Source organism: Bacillus sp. AR8-1, assembly GCF_008042345.1.
In the GTDB taxonomy this organism is placed as follows: domain Bacteria; phylum Bacillota; class Bacilli; order Bacillales; family Bacillaceae_G; genus Bacillus_A; species Bacillus_A cereus.
The window spans coordinates 1-19714 of the sequence record NZ_QNUB01000009.1 but is presented as its reverse complement, the minus strand read 5'-3'; the positions used below and the strand labels follow the sequence as shown (position 1 = coordinate 19714).

Genomic DNA, 19714 nt, shown 5'->3' with positions numbered 1-19714 from the left:
ATATGGAGAATATTCCTTTTTTACGTGCTTCAACTGTACCTGTAAGTGAGTATTTGGACGAATTGAAGGAAATTGATACATCTCACATATATACGAATTATGGACCTATAAATCAACGTTTTGAGGAAACAATTATGTCGTCATTTTTTCAAAACAGGGGAGCTGTTACAACAGTAGCAAACGCAACGTTAGGGTTAATGGCGGCTATTCAACTAAAGAAAAGAAGAAAGGGAAAGTATGCTCTCATGCCTAGCTTTACATTCCCTGCGACTCCCTTAGCCGCTATTTGGTGTGGATTGGAACCTTACTTTATTGATATTTCAATAGATGATTGGTATATGGATAAAACGGTACTTTTGGATAAGATAGAAGAATTAAAAGAAGAGGTTGCGATTGTTGTCCCGTACGCCACCTTTGGATCATGGATGAACTTAGAAGAATATGAAGAATTAGAGAAGAAGGGGATTCCGGTTGTCGTAGATGCGGCGCCGGGATTTGGATTAATGAATGGAGGGATGCATTACGGTCAAGATTTTAGTGGAATGATCGTATATAGCTTTCATGCAACAAAGCCGTTCGGAATTGGTGAAGGAGGGCTCATATATAGTAAAAACGAAGAAGATATACAACGTATTAAAAGAATGGGTAATTTCGGATTTGATAAAAATCGTGAATGCACGATGATGGGGTTTAATTGTAAAATGTCTGAATACGTAGCAGCTATTGGGATTGCGACTATAAAAAAGTGGGATCAAAAATTAAAAGAACGCACCCGTATTTCTGAATGGTATAAACAGTTGTTACAAAATACTGGGTTAATGAAAAAAGGGTGGAAAGTCCAAAAGACAGAAGCAGTTATTCACCAATTTATGCCTATCATTTGTCCAGAAGAAGTTCGCAACATACAAGTAATAGAAGAAATGAAAAAACAGAAAATAGAAGCTAGATTATACTTTTCACCATCTTGCCACCAACAAGTTCTTTTTAAAAACTATAAGTCTACAGATTTAACAAAAACGAATAAAATAGCAAAACGAATCGTAAGTTTACCTTTATGGGAAGGAATGACGAAAGAACTAGTAGAGCAAATTGTAATCTGTTTAGAGCAGAAGGTGGTGTCGGTAGATGAATAGTTTTTATAGTCAAGAAGAACTAAAGAAAATTGGATTTTTATCTGTTGGGAAAAATGTATTGGTTAGTAAAAAAGCAAGTATATATAATCCGAGTGCTATATCAGTTGGCAATCATGTAAGAATTGATGATTTTTGCATTTTAAGTGGTAAAATCACAATTGGAAGTTATTCGCACATCTCGGCGTATACAGCGTTATATGGAGGGGAAATTGGGATTGAAATGCATGACTTTGCAAACATTTCAGCTAAAACAATCGTATATGCAGTACTTGATGATTTCAGTGGAAATACATTAATGGGGCCAACCGTCCCGAATCAATATAGGAATGTGAAAGTAGGAAAAGTTATTTTTAAAAAACATGTGATTATTGGTGCTAATTCTATTATTTTTCCAAATGTAACTGTAGGAGAAGGTACGGCAGTCGGCGCGATGAGTATGGTAAAAGAGAGTTTAGATGATTGGTATATTTACGCTGGAGTTCCCGTAAGGAAAGTAAAACCTCGTCAAAAAAAGATGCTAGAGTTGGAAATTGATTTTTTAAAAAGCATTCATTCTTAATAAAAAAGAATGAATGCTTTTTATTTTTATCTCGCTATTTGCCGGGCAGTAAGACTTCACCTCAAAATTCAGCGAAAGCAAAGAAATTAGGTGGGAGCTGATTAAAGTTTCACTTTATGATAGAGCAGAGTGTATCTTAACTTATTATGTTTTAAATTTTGCTGACCAAGGCAATACTGAGCCATAGTGAATGTAAAGTTGGAGGGCGAGCGTATATGTTTGATGAGGATGGGATTGTTTTAATTATGGAACCAGCTGATGAAAGAAACTTGAGGAGATTTATTTTTTCAGTGCCACAGTCAGTGTATGAAAAGAAGGGGATTACATTACACTATGGAGCAGCTATAGGACAAGGATATATGGATATAATTGAAGATATTATAAGCGTACATATAGAAATAGATGTTGTAACAATAATAGGGCATGTAAGAGTATAAATAGCTATTTGAAAAAAGGTTGTAAGCAATTTAGCTAGAAGTTATGATAGAGAAAATTATAGACAATTATAAAGACGAAGGGAGTCTGAAATGAAAATAAAATCAATTTTATTAGTATTTATAGTTTCAATTGGTTTAATGGGATGTTCAATAGTGGAGGAAGGAAAGAACTCTATAGATTATGCTCAAAAGGCGACAGACTATGTAAATGAAATAAGCGCATTTGCAAATGAAGCACCGGCATTAGCAGAGAAAGCTATTAACGATGGGACAGCTCGAAAAGAATTAGAAACGAAGCTGAATGAAATTAAACAAGATATACCAGCTTTCAATGAATTAACGCCACCAGATGTAGCGAAGGATCTTCATCAACAAATTGTTGGATATAATGAAAAGCTAAATTCGTTAATTGATACGTCTATGAAAAAGATAGAGGAAGGAAAAATGGACGTAGAGCAATTTAAAAACTCAGAGCTCATGCAGACGATAGATCAAGTTCGTGATTTGAAAGATAAGGTGCAAAATTTAGGTCAATAACAAAAAGCTCCGTTTGTTACAAACGGAGCTTTTTGTTATTGGATACAATAAACGATTACACCAACGATAATAATCATGTTGCCGATGAGTTTACGTTTCGTTATTTTTTCCCCTAGGAAATACCAACCGAAAATTAATATGATGATATAACTTAAGGATTCTAATGCTGATGCTTGTTTTAATTCCATGCCCTTCATGGCGATTACATTTAATCCAGCATTAAGTACAAATAAAGAGTAACCGATAATAACATAAGGATTCACATATTCTTTTATTCTAGAATCGTATTGTTGTAAAGTAGCTTTTTTTAATAATATTTGTGAGTAATTTGCTAAAATTATCCCGAAAATAAACAATAGCATATAACTATTCATCTTTTGTCACCACCACAATTCCGACGATAATAATAGCTGCACCAAGTAAATGATTCCACTGAATTGTATCTCCAAATAGAAATACTGACCAAAGCATTGACCATAGTATAATAATCCCTCGATGTGAATATGCTTTTGAAATTTCGAAATGTTTAATTACTTGTTGCCATAAAATTGCATATCCGAATAAAAGTATAACTAGTCCGAAATAAGCAACAAAAAATGAGATTGAAGCAATTGGAAATTGAGCTGCCCATTTCATGTAAACCATAATGATAGAATATATCAAAAAAGCTACATGTAAAAATACATAATTTTTAATAGTTGGTTTCATTTATTCACTCTCTTTTACATATAAATATCTATTTATACCTGTTTTTTTAATGATAGATATAGAAATATATTTTGTTTAATCTTTCACATTCCAAATTATATAGTATCATGGCTTTTATTGTAAAACAATAGAAGCCATGCATTCATTTTTTCCAAGATTCTACAATATGTATCGTTTTATTTGTTGCATCCAACTCTACTTGAACACCGAAAGGTATAGTAATCATTGGATGTGTATGACAACAATCGAAGTCAGCTAGAAAAGGAATTTTTTGATTTTGAAGTACTTCCAACAGTATTTCAAAAGGTTTTCGATTTGTACCACAATCATCAAATTGCTCATGTTTTCCAAGAATGATACCTGAAATTTTATCAAATACACCGTTAATTTTAAGGAATGAAAAGCTTCTTTCGATAGTAGCTGCATCTTTTGAACTGTCCTCAATAAAGAGAATATCGCCTTCTTGAATATGTGGCATATAGGGGCTAGCCCAAATTCCTTGTATCGTGTTTAAATTCCCGCCAATAATACGCCCAGTAGCTTTTCCTTCAATTACTGAAATCCAATTGTTTGGTCGAAGTTCTTTCTCCTTCGTCTTTTCTTCCCAATTAATAAATTCATCTGACCAAAATAATGGTTGTTTTATATGATAAGGAAGAGATTGATCATGTAGTAAAGTTTCTGCAAAATATTTGTATGTGCAGTTAACAAAAGGTTCAAATTCGCCAAAGGAAGGGACGAGAGCGGGCCCATAAAATGTAGGGATTCCTGTTTTAGCATAAATTCCTAGTAATAAAGCAGTTGCATCTGAATATCCAATCATTATTTTAGGGTTATTTAGAAAAGCGTCATAATCAATATAAGGTAATATTGAATTTGAATTCATCCCACCAATTGTTGACATAATACAAGAAATATTAGGGTTTCTTATCAAGGCATTTAGTTCATCAGCACGCTCTTGTATACTACCAGAACGATAAAAATCATATCGACCTGTTAATGAACCTTCTAATATACGAAACCCTTTCTGTTGTAAGTAAGATTTTGCTCGTTCAAATCTTTTTGGAGAAGTGTAGGTTACTGGTGAAGAAGGGGAGTAGATCCCAATTGTGTCTCCATATTTTAATGATTTTGGAAGTAGCATTTGTATGAATCCCTTCTATTAAATAGTTTATTTACAAGATTTTATTGTTGAATATTCTTATATTTCAGTATTATAAGTGTAACATAAACAAATTAAAATAATAATTCCTGTATATGAATAAATATACTTTTTACCTTGACTGTATAAAGGAATTGTTGTTAAGGTTAAATGTGAGTGTATAAAAGGTTTGCTAAAGGAGTTTTGAAATGAATCGGTTAAAATGGGGAAGGATGACAGTCCTATTAGTCATTATTTTAGGGATATGTTGGTTCTTATTCCAAGGAAATCAAAAGAGCGTAGCGAATGTAGAAGGACAACCTTTGCAAGTGGCAGAACTACCTAAAGCAGGATTTACTGAAAAAGTAGTCCCGCCAAAGTACATCCCACCAGAAATTAACGCAAAAGCGGCTATGATTATCGATGCGAGTGATGGAGATATTATTTATCAATATAATGAAAATGAAGCTTTTGCACCGGCTAGTATGTCTAAGATGATGACAGCGTATCTCCTACTAGAGAGTATACATAACGGGAAAGTTCGCTGGGAAGATCCAGTTAAAATGAGTGCGAAGGCGGCACAAACAGAGGGAGCGAGAATCCCAGTACAAGTTAATGACACATTAACTGTTAAAGATTTATATCATGCATTAATGATTGAGTCAGCTAATAATTCAGCTGTGGCTTTAGCAGAACATATGGCAAAATCGGAGAAAGATTTCGTTCAGCTTATGGATGCAAAAGCGAAACAGTTAAAAATGTCGGAACATGCTAAATTTGCAAATGCTTCTGGATTACAAGAGCCAGATGGAAGTGAAACAAAAATGACGGCTGCTGATGTAGCACAATTGGCGTATCATCTTATAAAAGATTATCCGGAAATATTAGAAGTGACTCACTTGCGTCAAAGTCACCTAGCATTTAATAATATTAATGTTATAAGCACAAACGACATGTTAAACAAAAATAATAAAAGTTTATATATAGAAGGAATGGACGGACTAAAAACAGGATTTACAGATAGTGCAGGATATTGTTTTACTGGGACTGCCAAGCAAGGTGATAACAGAATTATTACAGTAGTCATGGGGACATCAAGTAAAACAAAACGTTTTACAGAGACAAATAAGTTAATGTCGTATGCATTTGGATTAGTTAATTAAGTAAGTAAGTAAGTAAAATACGAATCTAGATCGCTACATAAGTAAGACTGTTTGTTGTTACTAATTTTAGATAACAACAAACGGTCTTTTTATTTTAACTTTAAAAAGGAAAAAGATTCTAAATACAAGTGTTATCATTTGAGTTTATTTGTTGCTGTGATATTATAAAGTTATAAGCTTATTAATAATAAGTTTGAGGGGCGTAATATGACATATACATATGAAATAGCCTCAATTGAAAATTGGAGGGAATTATGATGGCAAAAGATTTTTACTCAGCAATTGAAGACAGAAGATCTATTTATGCAATTAGTAAAGAGCAAGTAGTTTCTGATGAAAAAATTCAAGAAGTGATTTATCATGCTGTAAAACATACACCTTCAGCTTTTAATTCTCAAAGTGCTCGCGTTGTTGTTTTATTAGGAGAACAACATGATAAATTATGGGATATTACGAAAGAAACATTAAGAAAAATTGTACCTGAAAATAACTTTGCACCTACTGAAGAAAAAATGAATGCATTTAAAAGTGGTTATGGAACGGTTTTATATTTTGAAGACAGTGAAGTTGTGGAAGGCCTTCAAGCAAACTTTGCATTATATAAAGATAATTTCCCAACTTGGTCTCAGCAATCATCAGGAATGTTACAATTTGCAATTTGGACAGCTTTAGAAATTGAAGGGTTTGGTGCTACGTTGCAGCATTACAATCCGCTAATTGATGAAGAAGTGAGAAAAGAGTGGGATGTTCCAGCAAATTGGAAGCTCACTGCGCAAATGCCATTTGGTAAACCGGTAGTACATGCTGGTGAAAAAGAATTCCAACCGTTAGAAAACCGTGTGAAAATTTATAAATAAAATAATTTGATAAAAGGTGAACAGGAATATAACCTGTTCACCTTTTTTATACGTAATAAGGGTTTTTTTGTCCAGCATTTTTCATCTGATTTTTTAATTCATTTTTACGTATTTCAATAGCTGATACTTTTTGTAATGTTATCATTGAAACGAATTGAATAAAAGCATAGTATGGCTCTATATTTTTTTGTATTGGATCATCTATTATATTTCTCACAAATATGCCTCCTCTTTTTATTCCAATAAAATTCCGCATTAATGGGTAGCCCGAGTAGTGAGGGTTAATAATTAGCGGGGGGATAAAACCTTTACTAATTAAAGTTTTATTATGATATATAATACTATGATTATCCTATAAATTCCATTATCGGAAAAGAAAACAGTTGGTATAGTGTGTGTTTTCTGTAAAGGAGAAATGGTTTTTATGAAATAAATCTTACAATTCGTCAAATTATTTCAAAATTGTAGATAGTATAGAAATTTAGTTTTCTAAAAATATTATACTATTGATAAATAGAGTGATTTTTGTCATGATGAAAGTATACTTCATGTAAGGAGCTTTATAAGGAAATACATAATGTGGTTTGTATTAGGTTAATAGAATTTTTTATAGAAGATAGAAAAGCGATGTTTTATATTGAGATATTAAATGAAATGTCGAATTTTCATGCGATATATAAGAAATTTGAAAAAATCATTGCAAAAACACTATAATTAATGATAAAGTTCACATGAAGTTCACACGGATTTCACTTTGTTCATTTAAAATGAACTCTGTGTGAAAAATAAAACTCTTGCTAAAAAATGGAACTGGATGAATATTTTACTTTGATAATATTGTAAAGTATTAAAGTTTTAAGTTTTTTTTAAGAGGATAGTAGGGAAAGGAAGTAAAGACAACTTATGAAAAAAGTAATTGCAGGTTTAGCAGCAGCTTCTGTAGCTGGCGTTGCAGTTCCAGGAATGGATTCTGCTCATGCACAAGTTTCAAATGAAGCGCTAAAAGAAATTAATGGACAAACTCAAACTCAAACTCAAACGACTGTAACTGAAACAAAAACTGTAGAAACAACTTCTGAATTAAAATACACAGTAACTGCTGATGTATTAAATGTTCGTTCAGGTGCTGGTACAGGACATAACGTTATTTCTAAAGTGAAATCAGGTCAAGTGCTACAAGTAGTTGGACAAGAAAACGGTTGGTTCAAAGTAAACGTAAATGGTCAAACAGGTTATGTAAGTGGTGACTTCGTAACGACTGGTGGCAAAACAGGAACGACTGTTCAACAAGGAACAGGTACTTACACAGTAAACGTTTCTTCACTTAACGTACGTACAGGCCCAAGTACATCTCATACAGTATTAGGTTCTGTAAACAAAGGTAAAACAGTACAAGTTGTAGGTGAAGTACAAGATTGGTTTAAAATCAACTTCAATGGTGGAACTGGATACGTAAGCAAAGACTTCGTAACAAAAGGTGGTTCTGCTGTATCTAACGAAACACAACAACCAACTACAAACAACAATACTACAACAGTTCAAACTGGTGGTTCTTATGTTGTTAACACTGGTGCTTTAAAAGTACGTACAGGCCCAGCTACATACAACGCTGTAATCGGTGGAGTAACAAATGGTAAAGTACTAAACGTTACTGGCGCTGAAAATGGTTGGTACAAAATTAACCATAACGGCCGCACGGGTTACGTAAGTGCAGACTTCGTTAAGTTTGTAAAAGGCGGAGTAAACAACGTTACAAATAACAATAACAATAACGTTACAAATAACGTTCAACAACCAGGTAAAGACGTACAAAAACCAACAACAGGTGGAGATACATCTTCAATCGCTGGATTCGCTAGATCTTTAAATGGTTCACCATACAGAAATGCTGGTACAACACCTGCTGGTTTTGACTGCAGTGGATTCATTCACTACGTATTAAATCAAACTGGTCATAAAGGCGCTCGTCAAACAGTTGCTGGATACTGGAGCTCTAAAACAAAAACTAGCAATCCACAACCAGGTGATTTAGTATACTTCCAAAATACTTATAAATCAGGTCCTTCTCACATGGGTGTTTACTTAGGAAACGGTCAGTTCATTAGTGCAGAAACAGATGCAACTGGTGTACGTATTAGTTCTGTAAGTAACTCTTACTGGAGCAAGCACCTATTAGGTTACACAAAAGCATACTAAGAAAAAGTAGTTTTATATACTTTTCGTATAGAGAAAAGGCTTTCCAAGGAAACTTGGGAAGCCTTTTTATAATTGTATAAATTGGAAGTTTAATAGTTTTTATTTTAAATTTCCATTTAAAAATCGATCATATAAGTCATGGAAATAGTTAGGACGAAATAAGTTCGCTGCATGTCCTGCTAAAGGTATTTCCTTATATAGAACGTTAGGTAAAATAGATTTCAAATCAAATAGACAAGATTTATAGAGATGATCATGCTCTCCCATTACCCATAGTATAGGGTGAGGAAGTGATTCTAATTTAGACTTTAAATCGAATTCTAACCGATGTCGTAATGACTGGGCAATAATGGATGAATGTAATTGTAATCCGAAACGGTAGTAAATATTTCTTGAAATGACTGCAAACGGATTTGCTTTTAGTATACCACTTGGAAAAATAGTATTTGCGTATTGAGAGAGCCATTTAGAGTATTCATCCCCTCGCTTCTCCCAAAAATTTTGGAATACGCTATATAAGCGAGAAGGGTTATTGTAATGTCCTCCAATATGACAAATACTTAATACTTTTTCTGGATGCATTTGTGCAAAAATTGTAGAGATGTAACAGCCGTAACTTAGCGCACAAATATGAGCTTTTTTAATACCTTCTTGTTCATATAAGTTTAATAATTGATCTACGAGACGCTGTAATGAAAAGTCGATTGCTTCTCCTTTATCATCACCGTGACCTAATAAGTCATAAGTTATAATGTTGTAGGAGGCAGAAAATCGTTTTTGCTCCTTTTTGAAGGCGCGACGATTGCCAACTAATCCATGAATAAAAATAATTGTTTCCTTTTCAGAATGTATATTTGTTTGCAAAAAGGATACTCCTTTCACTAGCTGGAGATTTATATCGTGTTGTAAATTATTTATCTATAATTTACATAGAATAATATTAAGTACCAGGTAATAATATCAGATGTTTATATCTGTTGTAAAGATGAGTTTTTATGTATATTTTGTAAAAATAGAAAAAGTGTGTTTACATTCAGTTTACATTTGTATCGTATTCTAATTTTAGAAAGAACAGTTTGGTTTAACACGAGGAGATGAACAGGAATGGAAGTTAGAAATGAAATGAAGAAAAAAGGGAGCTGGAGGCAGTTTTTACGCCTTATTCAAGATACAAATCCTCCGAAAGGAATTTTAGTTTTTGCGTTATTAATGAGTTTGCTTTCTACGGGAGCGAGTTTATTTATTCCTATGCTAACAAAAGGATTAGTAGATAATTTTTCGCTTTCTTCAATTAGTGCAGGACAAATTGTTGGGTTAGTTGCTTTCTTTGTAATGCAAACTATTGCGGCAGGATTGTCTATATATTTACTAAATTATATTGGGCAGAAGATTGTAGCGGGACTAAGAGAACGTTTGTGGAAAAAGGTACTTATCTTGCCGGTATCTTATTACGATCAAAATAGAACAGGTGATACCATTAGCCGTATGACGAATGATACAGGTGTTGTGAAAACGTTAATTTCTGAGCATTTGTCAAACTTATTAACAGGTGGTATTTCAATTGTTGGATCGTTAATTGTATTATTTGTGTTAGATTGGAAAATGACTGCGTTACTTTTAACGGTTATTCCGTTGTCTGTATTAATTTTAGTTCCACTTGGACGAAAAATGTATAAGATTTCAAAAGCGCTTCAAGATGAAACGGCATCTTTTACAAGTGTGTTAACGCAAGTGTTATCAGAAATTCGTTTAGTGAAATCTTCAAATACAGAAAAAAGAGAATATGAAACGGGTAATACAGGTATACAAAAGTTATTACAATTTGGTTTGAAAGAAGGGAAAGTGCAAGCATTAATTTCGCCAGTTATGTCGTTTGTTTTAATGGCACTACTTGTTATTATCGTAGGATATGGCGGGATGAGAGTTTCTAGCGGTGCATTAACAACTGGTGAACTTGTAGCGTTTATTTTGTATTTAGTTCAAATTGTAATGCCGATGAGTCAATTATCTATGTTCTTTACACAATTCCAAAAGGCAATTGGTGCAACGGAAAGAATTAGTACGATTTTAGAATATAAAGTAGAAGATCATGAAACTGGTGTGAAAGTGACAAATGCTAAGCAACCGATCGTTCTTGAAAATGTACATTTTGAGTATAACGAAGAAGAGCAAGTTTTGAGAAATATTGATTTCACAATTGAATCTGGAAAAGTGACAGCGATTGTAGGACCAAGTGGTAGTGGGAAAACAACGTTATTCTCATTACTGGAACGTTTTTATGAGCCAACTAGTGGTGCCGTTAAATTAGGAAAAGAATCAATTACGAGTTATTCATTACAGTCATGGCGACGTCAAATCGGTTACGTATCACAAGATAGTCCGTTAATCGATGGAACGATTCGTGATAATATTTGTTACGGCGTTGAAGGCGAAGTAACGGATGAAGAAATTGAAAAAGTAGCAGCAATGGCATATGTTGATGCATTTATTCATGACTTACCAAACGGTTATGCAACAGAAGTTGGAGAACGCGGTGTGAAGCTTTCTGGTGGACAAAGACAGCGAATTGCCATTGCCCGAGCGTTACTTCGAAATCCGCAAATTCTTATGCTCGATGAGGCAACTTCAAGCTTAGATAGTAAATCTGAGTCTGTCGTTCAAAAAGCGTTAAATAACTTAATGAAAGGCAGAACAACGTTAGTGATTGCGCATAGACTTTCTACTGTTGTAGATGCAGATAAAATTATCTTTATTGAAAAAGGGAATCTTACAGGTAGTGGTACGCATGATGAATTATTACAGACGCATGATATGTATCGTGAGTTTGCAACACAACAATTGAAAATTAAAGAGGGTGCATTTTAAAAAAATATATTAGATGCTAAGTAGAAAGGAAATGGTTCCTTTGATACCTAAAATTTTAATAGTAGACGACGATCCACACATTAGGGAACTCGTTTCTGTATTTTTAGAACGAGAAGGTTTTCAAACGTATGAGGCAATTGATGGAATAGATGCACTTCAGAAAATGGACGAAGTAAAAGTCGATATGGTTATTCTTGATATTATGATGCCGAATATGGATGGGTTTGATGTATGTTTTGAATTAAGAAAATACTATGATATCCCGATTCTGATGCTAACTGCCAAAGGGGAAACATCACAAAAAGTAAAAGGATTTCACCTTGGAACAGATGATTATCTTGTAAAGCCCTTTGATCCTATAGAACTAGTAGTGAGAGTAAAGGCATTATTGAAACGTTACCAAATTACAGTTTCACAATCGATTCAAGTTGGAAATGTATTATTAAATCGTAAAACATTCGAAGTTACATCTGGAGAACAAACGGTTATGTTACCGTTAAAAGAATTTGAGCTGCTTTTTACTTTAGGGTCTAAATCGGGAAGAACTTGTTCGAGAGAGCAATTAATTGAAGAAATATGGGGATATGATTTTGAAGGGAATGAACGTACACTAGACGTTCATATTAATCGGTTACGTGAGAAGTTTCAAGAAGAGCAGTCGAAATTTAGTATTAAAACAATAAGAGGATTAGGGTATCGCTTAGAGGTAAGTAAATGAGAAAAAGAAAACGAATGAGTAAGTTGAAGATGCTGAAAGTATTTGGAGCGGTATTAGCGCTCTTTTCTTTTCTTACTATCATTTGGTCTATCGCATTTTATGTAGCAACTAGTATATTGAATGCTTTTGACGTAAACGTATCGCCATTTGTTGCCTTTCTAATTAGTGATATGGTCGGTTTTGTATTTATTATTCTTATTTGGACATTAATTGGAATATTAATGAGGCCAAAACGAGAGGCAATGATTTGGACTATTATTGAACCGATACAAAAAATTGCAAAAGGAGACTTCTCCGTAAAAATACGAAATGAAGAAAAGTATGATGGAGAAATTGGTGTGCTCGTAAAAAGTATAAATGATATGACAGATGAACTGAATACGATGGAGAAAATGAGACAAGAATTTGTATCGAATGTTTCTCATGAAATACAGTCACCATTAACTTCTATAAAAGGGTTTGCTAGAGCACTACAAGACGATAATCTTTCTGAGGAAAAAAGAAAACATTATCTTACCATTATTGAAACTGAAACAACGAGATTATCTAAACTAAGTCAAAACTTATTGAAGCTAACTCTTTTAGAATCAGAAGAGTATATACCAGAAAGAGTGAGTTATCGATTAGATCAGCAGTTAAAGCAAATTGTGTTAAATAGTGAACCGCTCTGGGCTGAAAAAGAAATCGAGTTAGAACTAGATTTAGAAAAAGTACATGTTATTGCTGACCAAGAAAGTATGAGTCAAGTGTGGATTAATTTAATTCATAATAGTATTAAATTTACTTCAAGCGGTGGCACGATTACTATCCAGTTAAAGGAACATGAAACAGTAGTGGAAGTGCGCATCCATGATTCGGGAATCGGTATATCAGAAGAACAGAAACAACATATTTTTGAGCGTTTTTATAAAGCGGATTCTTCACGAAATCGTGCCTATGGAGGAAGTGGCTTAGGTTTAGCTATTGTAAAGAAAGTACTCGACCTTCATCAAGGAGAGATAAAAGTAGAGAGTGAAGAAGGAAATGGAACAGAATTTATTGTGTGTATTCCTAATTATGAAGAAAAATAGTGTTAGAAGGAGAGCCTTCTAACACTATTTTTCTTTAAAAATGCATTTACCGTTACTGCAATTATATTGATAAGCTTTTCCTTCGCTATTCATACGGTATGAGTAATCAGATTCTTTATCTTTCTTAAAGTCAACGTATGCTTCTGCACCGTTTTTATCGTCATCTATATCAATGAATTGAACGTTTCGTATAGAATAATCTTTCTTTTCTCTTAAACCTCTTCCTTGCAAGTTTGTATGAATACCATCTACTAACTGGTTAAACAACGACCAGTTTAAATTAAGATGTTCAAATGACTCAGTATGTCTTCCTAAAATACCGTTGTCTTGTATTATTTTTTTATTATCATCGTATGTATAAGAGTATGTAAAATATGGTTCGTCTTTATATACTACTGTTGCATAATAGCCAATATTATAAATGGGAGTATATTTTCCGGTTATGTCTTGCATTTCTTCTTGCTTATAACCTTTTTTAATATGGAGATAATTGCTAGTATCTTTTTCTATTACTTTATAATTTAGTGGATTACCAAATATAAAGTACAGGGCAAACAAAATGATAAATAGTCCGACTGCAGTTAGTAACAAGACCCATTTTTTTCTTTTCATACACATACACTCTCCTATGCTGGATTTGTTTTTATTTTACATGAATAATGGTAAAAACATGAAACTTATAAACAAAACCTTTCTATAGTTACCTACAAGTAACCTACGCACATGAAAGTGCATCATTGCCTTTTTACATAAACATAGATACAATTTTAATATAATACATAACTGAGATGATTAAGGAGTGTTATACTTGGCAGAATTATTACAAGGTAAAAATGCTTTAATTACAGGAGCAGGTAGAGGGATTGGTCGCGCTGTAGCAATCGCATTAGCGAAAGAAGGCGTAAATGTAGGCTTATTAGCTCGTTCAGAAGAAAACTTAAAAGCTGTAGCGAAAGAAGTAGAAGCAGAAGGTGTAAAAGCTGTTATTGCCACTGCTGATGTTTCTTCATACGAAGAAGTCACAACTGCGATTGAAACGTTAAAAAATGGTTTAGGATCTATCGATATTTTAATTAATAACGCTGGTATTTCTAAATTCGGTAAGTTTTTAGAACTAGACGTTGCTGATTGGGAAAAAATCATTCAAGTAAACTTAATGGGTGTATACTATGCAACTCGTGCAGCTTTACCGAGCATGATTGAACAACAATCTGGTGATATCATTAACATTTCATCTACAGCAGGGCAAAAAGGTGCACCTGTAACAAGTGCATATAGTGCTTCTAAATTTGGTGTCCTTGGCTTAACAGAATCGTTAGCGATGGAAGTTCGCAAACATAACATTCGTGTAACAGCTTTAACTCCAAGTACAGTAGCAACTGATATGGCTGTTGATTTAGGATTAACTGATGGAAACCCTGATAAAGTAATGCAAGCAGAAGATATTGCAGAATTTATCGTAGCGCAGCTGAAATTAAATAAACGTACATTTATTAAATCTGCTGGGCTTTGGTCTACTAATCCATAGGAAGTAAATTTAACTTTAAAAGAAGGGATATCTATTCTATAAGGGGTAGATGTCCCTTCTTTATTTTTTGTATTCGAGACAGAATTATCGGTATAATTAAAAGTGAATGGTAGAAAGCATTGGGAAATTGAAAGGGATGGTATTTGCATGAGTGAAATTGAGAAATGGACGGCTGTTGATCAATATATGAGTGATGTATTAATACCGAAAGATTCTACATTAGAAGGGGTTCTTCAAACTAATGCTGCAGCTAATTTGCCAGCACATGATGTATCACCAACGCAAGGGAAGTTTTTACAATTATTAGTACAAATTCAAGGGGCTCGTAATGTTTTAGAAATTGGCACGCTAGGCGGGTATAGCACGATATGGCTTGCTAGAGCATTGCCATCTGGAGGCCGAGTTGTTACATTGGAAGCAAGTGAAAAACATGCTGAAATTGCACGTAGCAATATTGAGCGTGCTAATTTGACTGATAAAATTGAAATACGAACAGGATTAGCGTTAGATTCTTTACAACAAATAGAAAACGAGAAGTATGAACCGTTTGATTTTATTTTTATAGATGCTGATAAACAAAATAACCCTGCTTATTTTGAATGGGCACTAAAACTATCACGACCGGGTACTGTAATTATTGGGGATAACGTAGTACGTGAAGGAGAAGTTATTGACAATACTAGTACCGATCCTCGTGTACAAGGGATACGTCGTTTCTATGAATTAATAGCTGCTGAGCCACGTGTTAGTGCTACAGCGCTTCAAACTGTCGGAAGTAAGGGATACGATGGATTTGTAATGGCAATCGTAAAAGAATGAGGTAAGGAGATAGATAGAATGAAAAAGATGTTTGAAAAATTATAACATGTATCTTGTATAACGAGATTAGCTCGTGGGCCTCCGACATACATAACACTATATTATATATCAAAAAATTGGAGGCTATAAGTAGATGAGAACTGAAAAAGAAATGCTAGACTTAATTATTAATACAGCAAAAGAGGATGGAAGAATTCGAGCAGTTATCATGAATGGATCGCGTGTAAATCCAAATGTGAAAAGAGATTGTTTTCAAGACTATGATATTATGTATGTTGTAAATGATATACAATCTTTTACGTCTAATCATAATTGGGTTCATAGATTTGGAGAAATAATGATAGTACAAATGCCAGAAGAAATGTCGTTAGTTCAACCAGATGAAGATGGGAAGTTTCCGTATTTGATGCAGTTCATGGATGGGAATCGGATTGATTTAACGCTAGTTCCAGTTGAGTTAATAAAAAAGTTCGTTGGACAAGATAGTTTAAGTAAATTACTTCTCGATAAAGATAATTGTATGGAAGGATTCCCGCCAGCAAGCGATAAAGATTACTTAATAAAAAAGCCTACAGAAAAAGAGTTTTTGGATTGTTGTAATGAATTTTGGTGGTGTAGTACGAATGTGGCAAAAGGGCTATGGAGAGAAAAGCTTTCTTATGCAAAAGGAATGCTTGAGGGACCAGTGCGAGATATGTTCATCGTAATGCTAGAATGGTATATTGGTATGAAAACAGATTTTACAGTTAATGCAGGGAAGTTTGGAAAGCATTTCGAGCAATATATTGAAAAAGATATGTGGGTGCAATTTAAAAGAACATTTTCTAATGCAGAATATGAAAACATATGGGAGTCATTCTTTGTCATGGGTGATTTATTTAGGGAAGTGGCGAACGAAATCGCTAACACATATGAATATCAATATCCGCAAGATGATGATGATAAAGTGACGAACTATTTAAAACATGTGAAAGCTTTGCCAAAAGATAGTACATCGATTTATTAATAATAGTAAGCAGTAAGACTGTCCTAATTAAGGACAGTCTTATTTTTGTTTATGAATAACAATTTCTCTAACAAAGTGCAGATGAATCACATATGAAAATTTAGGGAGGTTTTTTATCATGTATTATTTTTATTCGCCAGAAATGTTTGCTCCATATCAATGGGGACTAGAACGAGATGTTTCGTATGCTTATATGCCATATAACTCATTTTATTATGGAGACTATATAAGCGCATTGCCATACGCATATATCCCTCAAAGCTATGAAGTACAAATGAAAGCAGATGATCGTGGATCGTGGACACCATTTACATGGGTTGAAAAATATGCGTACGCATTTTCAGGACCGTATAATAAAGCGGAAGTAGCTCTTACATTTGATGATGGACCAGATTCAGAATTCACGCCAAAAATATTAGATAAGTTAAAACAACATAATGTAAAAGCTACTTTTTTCTTACTTGGTGAAAACGCAGAAAAATTTCCGAATGTAGTAAAGCGTATTGCAAATGAAGGGCATGTAATTGGTAATCATACGTACAGTCATCCGAATTTAGCGAAAGTAAATGACGCTGAGTACCGTAATCAAATTATAAAAACGGAAGAAATATTAAAACGTTTAGCCGGCTATGCTCCTAAATTTATACGTCCACCGTATGGTGAAATACTTGAAAATCAATTGAATTGGGCAACTGAGCAAAATTTTATGATTGTACAGTGGAGTGTTGATACAGTTGATTGGAAAGGTGTAAGTGCCGATACGATTACAAATAATGTGTTAGGGAATTCATTTCCAGGTAGTGTCATACTGCAGCATTCTACTCCAGGTGGGCATTTACAAGGATCTGTTGATGCACTAGACAAAATCATTCCGCAGTTAAAAACGAAAGGGGCACGTTTTGTAACACTTCCAAGTATGTTCCAGACATCGAAAGAAAGAAAGTGAATGTGTTATAAATTGGAAAAATAAGGGGTGTGTCGTATAATGAAAGTGTAAGTTAGGGGGGGATATAATTGATTGATGCACTAGTAAACATAGGAATAAGCATATTGATTGGTATTATTTTTATACTTGCGGCAATTATTCTTCAAAAAAATCCACCGACCGATATTAATGCGGCATATGGTTATCGTACGAAACGATCTATGAAAAATAAGGAATTATGGGATGCGGGTAACAGGTATAGTGCAGAAGTGATGAAGCAAAACGGATTTATCATGATGTTAATTGGAAGTGTTATTAGTATACTGTTTAGATATCCACATACAATAATAGCGATTATAGTGGTTATGCTGTTATTAATCATTCGTTTATTTATACAAGTAGAGAGTAGATTAAAAATACTTGAACAATAATAAAAAATAGGACTCTACGCAATATTATGCTAGGAGTCCTATTTTATTTATAAACTATTATTTTTTAATAATTCTTTTCCTTGCTCTATAACAAATTCATAGTATGCAAGGTCATACGGATAAATATCTTCAAATGTTATCGTAATCGGTGTATTGTTTAAGACTGAAATAGTCGTTAAAGATGAAATCTCTCCTTTTAATAGTTGTAGAAAAGAAGTTGCATGTACTTTCATCACATCGTCTACTTCTTCACCTGGTGCGAATGGAAGTGGATTGATGACGTTGTGAAAATACATATGACAAAACTCGCGATCAGTAAGATTTGAAATTTCATAATCTATTTTAAAGATTCCCTTGTATGTTAAATCATTAGTTTGAAAGGAAAGCCCTAATTCTTCCTCAATTTCACGAAGACCACCAATTTGTACATCTTCATCATGCATAATATGTCCAGCTGAAGTAATATCCCATATACATGGAGCTTCTTTTTTATTTTTAGAGCGTAATTGGAAATATAAAAACATATCTTCATTATCTTTTTCTACAAACCAACAATGAAATGTTTCGTGCCAATCACCGTCACGATGCACTTCATCACGTAATTTCTTCCCAAGTGTATTTCTTTCAGGATCAAATATTGTTAACCACTCTGTCATTTTAATTCCCCTTTCTGCAAATTTCATTATACAATATTTGTATTGAATTCTGGGAAAATAAAGAAAAAGGAGTGGTTATAAGTGGGGATAGAGCGTGCGGAAATAAAATCGATTATTTCAACAGAGGAAGAGTTACGGAAAATATTGGGGCAACCAAGTGAGCGAGCGTTAAAGAAAGTTATTTCATCATTAGACCACCATTGCGTAGATTTTCTGTCTAAATCTCCTTTTCTAGTATTATCTACTGCAAATAAATCAGGAGAGTGTGATGCTTCGCCGAGAGGAGATGCACCTGGATTTGTATACGTATTAAATAATAATAAAATTATCATTCCAGAAAGACCGGGCAATCGTCGTATAGACTCCATTTTGAATATTATTTCAAATCCACATGTAGGACTAATCTTTTTTATTCCAGGTCTTGGGGAGACACTCAGAATAAATGGCCGAGCGTATATTACAAACGACGAAGAAATTTTGAAAGAAATGCAGGCGAATGGACGCAATCCGTTGCTTGGAATTGTTGTTGAAATAGAAGAGTGTTATATTCATTGTGCAAAAGCGTTTATTCGTTCTAAGATGTGGGATCCAGAATCTTGGTTAAATAAAAAAGAGTTACCATCAGCAGCAAAAATGTTGCTGGAGCATGCGAAAGTGAATACTTCAGAAGAAGATGTTGCACGTTCTTTAGAAGAAAGTTATACAAAAAGATTGTATTAAAAATTTTATTAATATAGTTTTATAGAGCGGATATGTACGGGTTTTAGAATGGGGAATTTATATGTGAACCGTTGATTTATAAACTGGAGAAATAACAAAATAGGTAAATTGAGTGGCGGTTGCATAATGATATTGTGAAATATAATAAAAAAAATTCTTGAAAATAGTTAGTAAAAATAGGCTTGCTTTTTAAAAAGTTGATAACTATAATAAATTAACAAATAGACATGAACGAAAAAGTAACG

At 33.6% G+C, this 19714-nt stretch carries 23 protein-coding genes; 16 read left to right on the top strand and 7 right to left on the bottom strand.

Annotated features, from left to right (window positions below; translation table 11 throughout):
• Positions 1-2 precede the first annotated feature (2 nt).
• The 4 genes from DN400_RS05585 to DN400_RS05570 all read left to right on the top strand — a co-directional run bounded on the left by DN400_RS05585 (position 3) and on the right by DN400_RS05570 (position 2666).
• Positions 3-1133, top strand: a complete 1131-nt coding sequence (locus DN400_RS05585) for an aminotransferase class I/II-fold pyridoxal phosphate-dependent enzyme (protein ID WP_098255543.1) — start codon at positions 3-5, stop codon at positions 1131-1133.
• On the top strand, positions 1126-1692 hold the full coding sequence (locus DN400_RS05580) for an acyltransferase (RefSeq protein WP_001084183.1): 567 nt from the start codon (positions 1126-1128) through the stop codon (positions 1690-1692). Before DN400_RS05585 ends, DN400_RS05580 begins: the two co-directional genes overlap by 8 nt.
• 215 nt (positions 1693-1907) lie before the next feature.
• Positions 1908-2129, top strand: a complete 222-nt coding sequence (locus DN400_RS05575) for a hypothetical protein (protein WP_000459105.1) — start codon at positions 1908-1910, stop codon at positions 2127-2129.
• A 90-nt stretch (positions 2130-2219) separates the two neighbouring features.
• The gene (locus DN400_RS05570; RefSeq protein ID WP_000695205.1) at positions 2220-2666 is read left to right on the top strand and encodes a DUF6376 family protein; all 447 of its coding nucleotides are present in this window, start codon (positions 2220-2222) and stop codon (positions 2664-2666) included.
• A gap of 35 nt (positions 2667-2701) precedes the next feature.
• Here the strand turns inward: DN400_RS05570 and DN400_RS05565 are convergent, their stop codons facing one another.
• The 3 genes from DN400_RS05565 to DN400_RS05555 form a co-directional block, all read right to left on the bottom strand.
• Positions 2702-3040 (bottom strand): EamA family transporter, encoded by a 339-nt coding sequence (locus DN400_RS05565; RefSeq protein WP_001089874.1) that lies wholly within the window; start codon positions 3038-3040, stop codon positions 2702-2704.
• On the bottom strand, positions 3033-3374 hold the full coding sequence (locus DN400_RS05560) for an EamA family transporter (RefSeq protein WP_000805130.1): 342 nt from the start codon (positions 3372-3374) through the stop codon (positions 3033-3035). The genes DN400_RS05565 and DN400_RS05560 overlap by 8 nt, the downstream gene beginning before the upstream one ends.
• Before the next feature lie 142 nt (positions 3375-3516).
• Positions 3517-4518, bottom strand: coding sequence for a S66 family peptidase (locus tag DN400_RS05555; protein ID WP_023521717.1), 1002 nt, complete (start codon positions 4516-4518; stop codon positions 3517-3519).
• 206 nt (positions 4519-4724) lie between these two features.
• Here DN400_RS05555 and DN400_RS05550 point away from each other — a divergent pair, with 206 nt between their 5' ends.
• A complete protein-coding gene (locus DN400_RS05550) occupies positions 4725-5678 on the top strand; it encodes a D-alanyl-D-alanine carboxypeptidase family protein (protein WP_098255544.1) in 954 nt (317 codons plus the stop codon).
• A gap of 254 nt (positions 5679-5932) precedes the next feature.
• Positions 5933-6535 carry a nitroreductase family protein gene (locus DN400_RS05545; protein ID WP_002093949.1) on the top strand — a complete coding sequence of 201 codons (603 nt, stop codon included), beginning with the start codon at positions 5933-5935 and terminating at the stop codon, positions 6533-6535.
• Between the two features lie 46 nt (positions 6536-6581).
• On the opposite strand, the gene DN400_RS05540 is transcribed toward DN400_RS05545, so the two are convergent.
• Positions 6582-6752: a hypothetical protein gene (locus DN400_RS05540; RefSeq protein ID WP_001244281.1), complete on the bottom strand. Its 171-nt coding sequence runs from the start codon at positions 6750-6752 to the stop codon at positions 6582-6584.
• Positions 6753-7438: 686 nt separating this feature from the next.
• Between DN400_RS05540 and entFM the strand changes: the two genes are divergently transcribed.
• Entirely contained in the window at positions 7439-8731 is a 1293-nt protein-coding gene (gene entFM, locus DN400_RS05535) for an enterotoxin EntFM (RefSeq protein WP_000755510.1), read from the top strand.
• A 99-nt stretch (positions 8732-8830) separates the two neighbouring features.
• On the opposite strand, the gene DN400_RS05530 is transcribed toward entFM, so the two are convergent.
• A complete protein-coding gene (locus DN400_RS05530; RefSeq protein ID WP_065228667.1) occupies positions 8831-9595 on the bottom strand; it encodes an alpha/beta fold hydrolase in 765 nt (254 codons plus the stop codon).
• Between the two features lie 240 nt (positions 9596-9835).
• Here DN400_RS05530 and DN400_RS05525 point away from each other — a divergent pair, with 240 nt between their 5' ends.
• Genes DN400_RS05525 through hitS form a run of 3 tightly spaced genes read left to right on the top strand, consistent with a single transcriptional unit; the run spans position 9836 to position 13384 of the window.
• Positions 9836-11596, top strand: coding sequence for an ABC transporter ATP-binding protein (locus DN400_RS05525; protein ID WP_065228668.1), 1761 nt, complete (start codon positions 9836-9838; stop codon positions 11594-11596).
• A gap of 40 nt (positions 11597-11636) precedes the next feature.
• Positions 11637-12314: an envelope stress response regulator transcription factor HitR gene (hitR, locus tag DN400_RS05520; RefSeq protein WP_071714450.1), complete on the top strand. Its 678-nt coding sequence runs from the start codon at positions 11637-11639 to the stop codon at positions 12312-12314.
• The gene (gene hitS, locus DN400_RS05515; RefSeq protein WP_071714416.1) at positions 12311-13384 is read left to right on the top strand and encodes an envelope stress sensor histidine kinase HitS; all 1074 of its coding nucleotides are present in this window, start codon (positions 12311-12313) and stop codon (positions 13382-13384) included. The genes hitR and hitS overlap by 4 nt, the downstream gene beginning before the upstream one ends.
• Before the next feature lie 24 nt (positions 13385-13408).
• Here the strand turns inward: hitS and DN400_RS05510 are convergent, their stop codons facing one another.
• Positions 13409-14002, bottom strand: a complete 594-nt coding sequence (locus DN400_RS05510) for a DUF3139 domain-containing protein (protein WP_002093951.1) — start codon at positions 14000-14002, stop codon at positions 13409-13411.
• A gap of 190 nt (positions 14003-14192) precedes the next feature.
• On the opposite strand from DN400_RS05510, the gene DN400_RS05505 reads away from it, so the two are divergent.
• The 5 genes from DN400_RS05505 to DN400_RS05485 all read left to right on the top strand — a co-directional run bounded on the left by DN400_RS05505 (position 14193) and on the right by DN400_RS05485 (position 18093).
• The gene (locus DN400_RS05505) at positions 14193-14912 is read left to right on the top strand and encodes a 3-ketoacyl-ACP reductase (protein ID WP_000818985.1); all 720 of its coding nucleotides are present in this window, start codon (positions 14193-14195) and stop codon (positions 14910-14912) included.
• Positions 14913-15059: 147 nt separating this feature from the next.
• The gene (locus DN400_RS05500) at positions 15060-15731 is read left to right on the top strand and encodes an O-methyltransferase (RefSeq protein WP_071714413.1); all 672 of its coding nucleotides are present in this window, start codon (positions 15060-15062) and stop codon (positions 15729-15731) included.
• 133 nt (positions 15732-15864) lie between these two features.
• The gene (locus DN400_RS05495) at positions 15865-16737 is read left to right on the top strand and encodes an aminoglycoside 6-adenylyltransferase (protein WP_098255546.1); all 873 of its coding nucleotides are present in this window, start codon (positions 15865-15867) and stop codon (positions 16735-16737) included.
• Positions 16738-16855: 118 nt separating this feature from the next.
• Complete coding sequence (locus DN400_RS05490; RefSeq protein WP_000291203.1) at positions 16856-17683, top strand: peptidoglycan-N-acetylglucosamine deacetylase; 828 nt, start codon at positions 16856-16858, stop codon at positions 17681-17683.
• Between the two features lie 71 nt (positions 17684-17754).
• The gene (locus DN400_RS05485; protein WP_025118474.1) at positions 17755-18093 is read left to right on the top strand and encodes an SdpI family protein; all 339 of its coding nucleotides are present in this window, start codon (positions 17755-17757) and stop codon (positions 18091-18093) included.
• 47 nt (positions 18094-18140) lie between these two features.
• On the opposite strand, the gene DN400_RS05480 is transcribed toward DN400_RS05485, so the two are convergent.
• Entirely contained in the window at positions 18141-18749 is a 609-nt protein-coding gene (locus DN400_RS05480) for an NUDIX hydrolase (protein WP_000141352.1), read from the bottom strand.
• A gap of 81 nt (positions 18750-18830) precedes the next feature.
• Between DN400_RS05480 and DN400_RS05475 the strand changes: the two genes are divergently transcribed.
• On the top strand, positions 18831-19469 hold the full coding sequence (locus DN400_RS05475) for a pyridoxamine 5'-phosphate oxidase family protein (RefSeq protein WP_098256281.1): 639 nt from the start codon (positions 18831-18833) through the stop codon (positions 19467-19469).
• Positions 19470-19714 lie beyond the last annotated feature (245 nt).

Bases quoted from the DNA above. Each gene is read 5' to 3' on its own strand.
- DN400_RS05585 (WP_098255543.1), top strand. From the start codon at position 3: ATGGAGAATATTCCTTTTTTACGTGCTTCAACTGTACCTGTAAGTGAG.
- DN400_RS05580 (WP_001084183.1), top strand. From the start codon at position 1,126: ATGAATAGTTTTTATAGTCAAGAAGAACTAAAGAAAATTGGATTTTTA.
- DN400_RS05575 (WP_000459105.1), top strand. From the start codon at position 1,908: ATGTTTGATGAGGATGGGATTGTTTTAATTATGGAACCAGCTGATGAA.
- DN400_RS05570 (WP_000695205.1), top strand. From the start codon at position 2,220: ATGAAAATAAAATCAATTTTATTAGTATTTATAGTTTCAATTGGTTTA.
- DN400_RS05565 (WP_001089874.1), bottom strand. From the start codon at position 3,040: ATGAATAGTTATATGCTATTGTTTATTTTCGGGATAATTTTAGCAAAT.
- DN400_RS05560 (WP_000805130.1), bottom strand. From the start codon at position 3,374: ATGAAACCAACTATTAAAAATTATGTATTTTTACATGTAGCTTTTTTG.
- DN400_RS05555 (WP_023521717.1), bottom strand. From the start codon at position 4,518: ATGCTACTTCCAAAATCATTAAAATATGGAGACACAATTGGGATCTAC.
- DN400_RS05550 (WP_098255544.1), top strand. From the start codon at position 4,725: ATGAATCGGTTAAAATGGGGAAGGATGACAGTCCTATTAGTCATTATT.
- DN400_RS05545 (WP_002093949.1), top strand. From the start codon at position 5,933: ATGATGGCAAAAGATTTTTACTCAGCAATTGAAGACAGAAGATCTATT.
- entFM (WP_000755510.1), top strand. From the start codon at position 7,439: ATGAAAAAAGTAATTGCAGGTTTAGCAGCAGCTTCTGTAGCTGGCGTT.
- DN400_RS05525 (WP_065228668.1), top strand. From the start codon at position 9,836: ATGGAAGTTAGAAATGAAATGAAGAAAAAAGGGAGCTGGAGGCAGTTT.
- hitS (WP_071714416.1), top strand. From the start codon at position 12,311: ATGAGAAAAAGAAAACGAATGAGTAAGTTGAAGATGCTGAAAGTATTT.
- DN400_RS05510 (WP_002093951.1), bottom strand. From the start codon at position 14,002: ATGTGTATGAAAAGAAAAAAATGGGTCTTGTTACTAACTGCAGTCGGA.
- DN400_RS05500 (WP_071714413.1), top strand. From the start codon at position 15,060: ATGAGTGAAATTGAGAAATGGACGGCTGTTGATCAATATATGAGTGAT.
- DN400_RS05495 (WP_098255546.1), top strand. From the start codon at position 15,865: ATGAGAACTGAAAAAGAAATGCTAGACTTAATTATTAATACAGCAAAA.
- DN400_RS05490 (WP_000291203.1), top strand. From the start codon at position 16,856: ATGTATTATTTTTATTCGCCAGAAATGTTTGCTCCATATCAATGGGGA.
- DN400_RS05480 (WP_000141352.1), bottom strand. From the start codon at position 18,749: ATGACAGAGTGGTTAACAATATTTGATCCTGAAAGAAATACACTTGGG.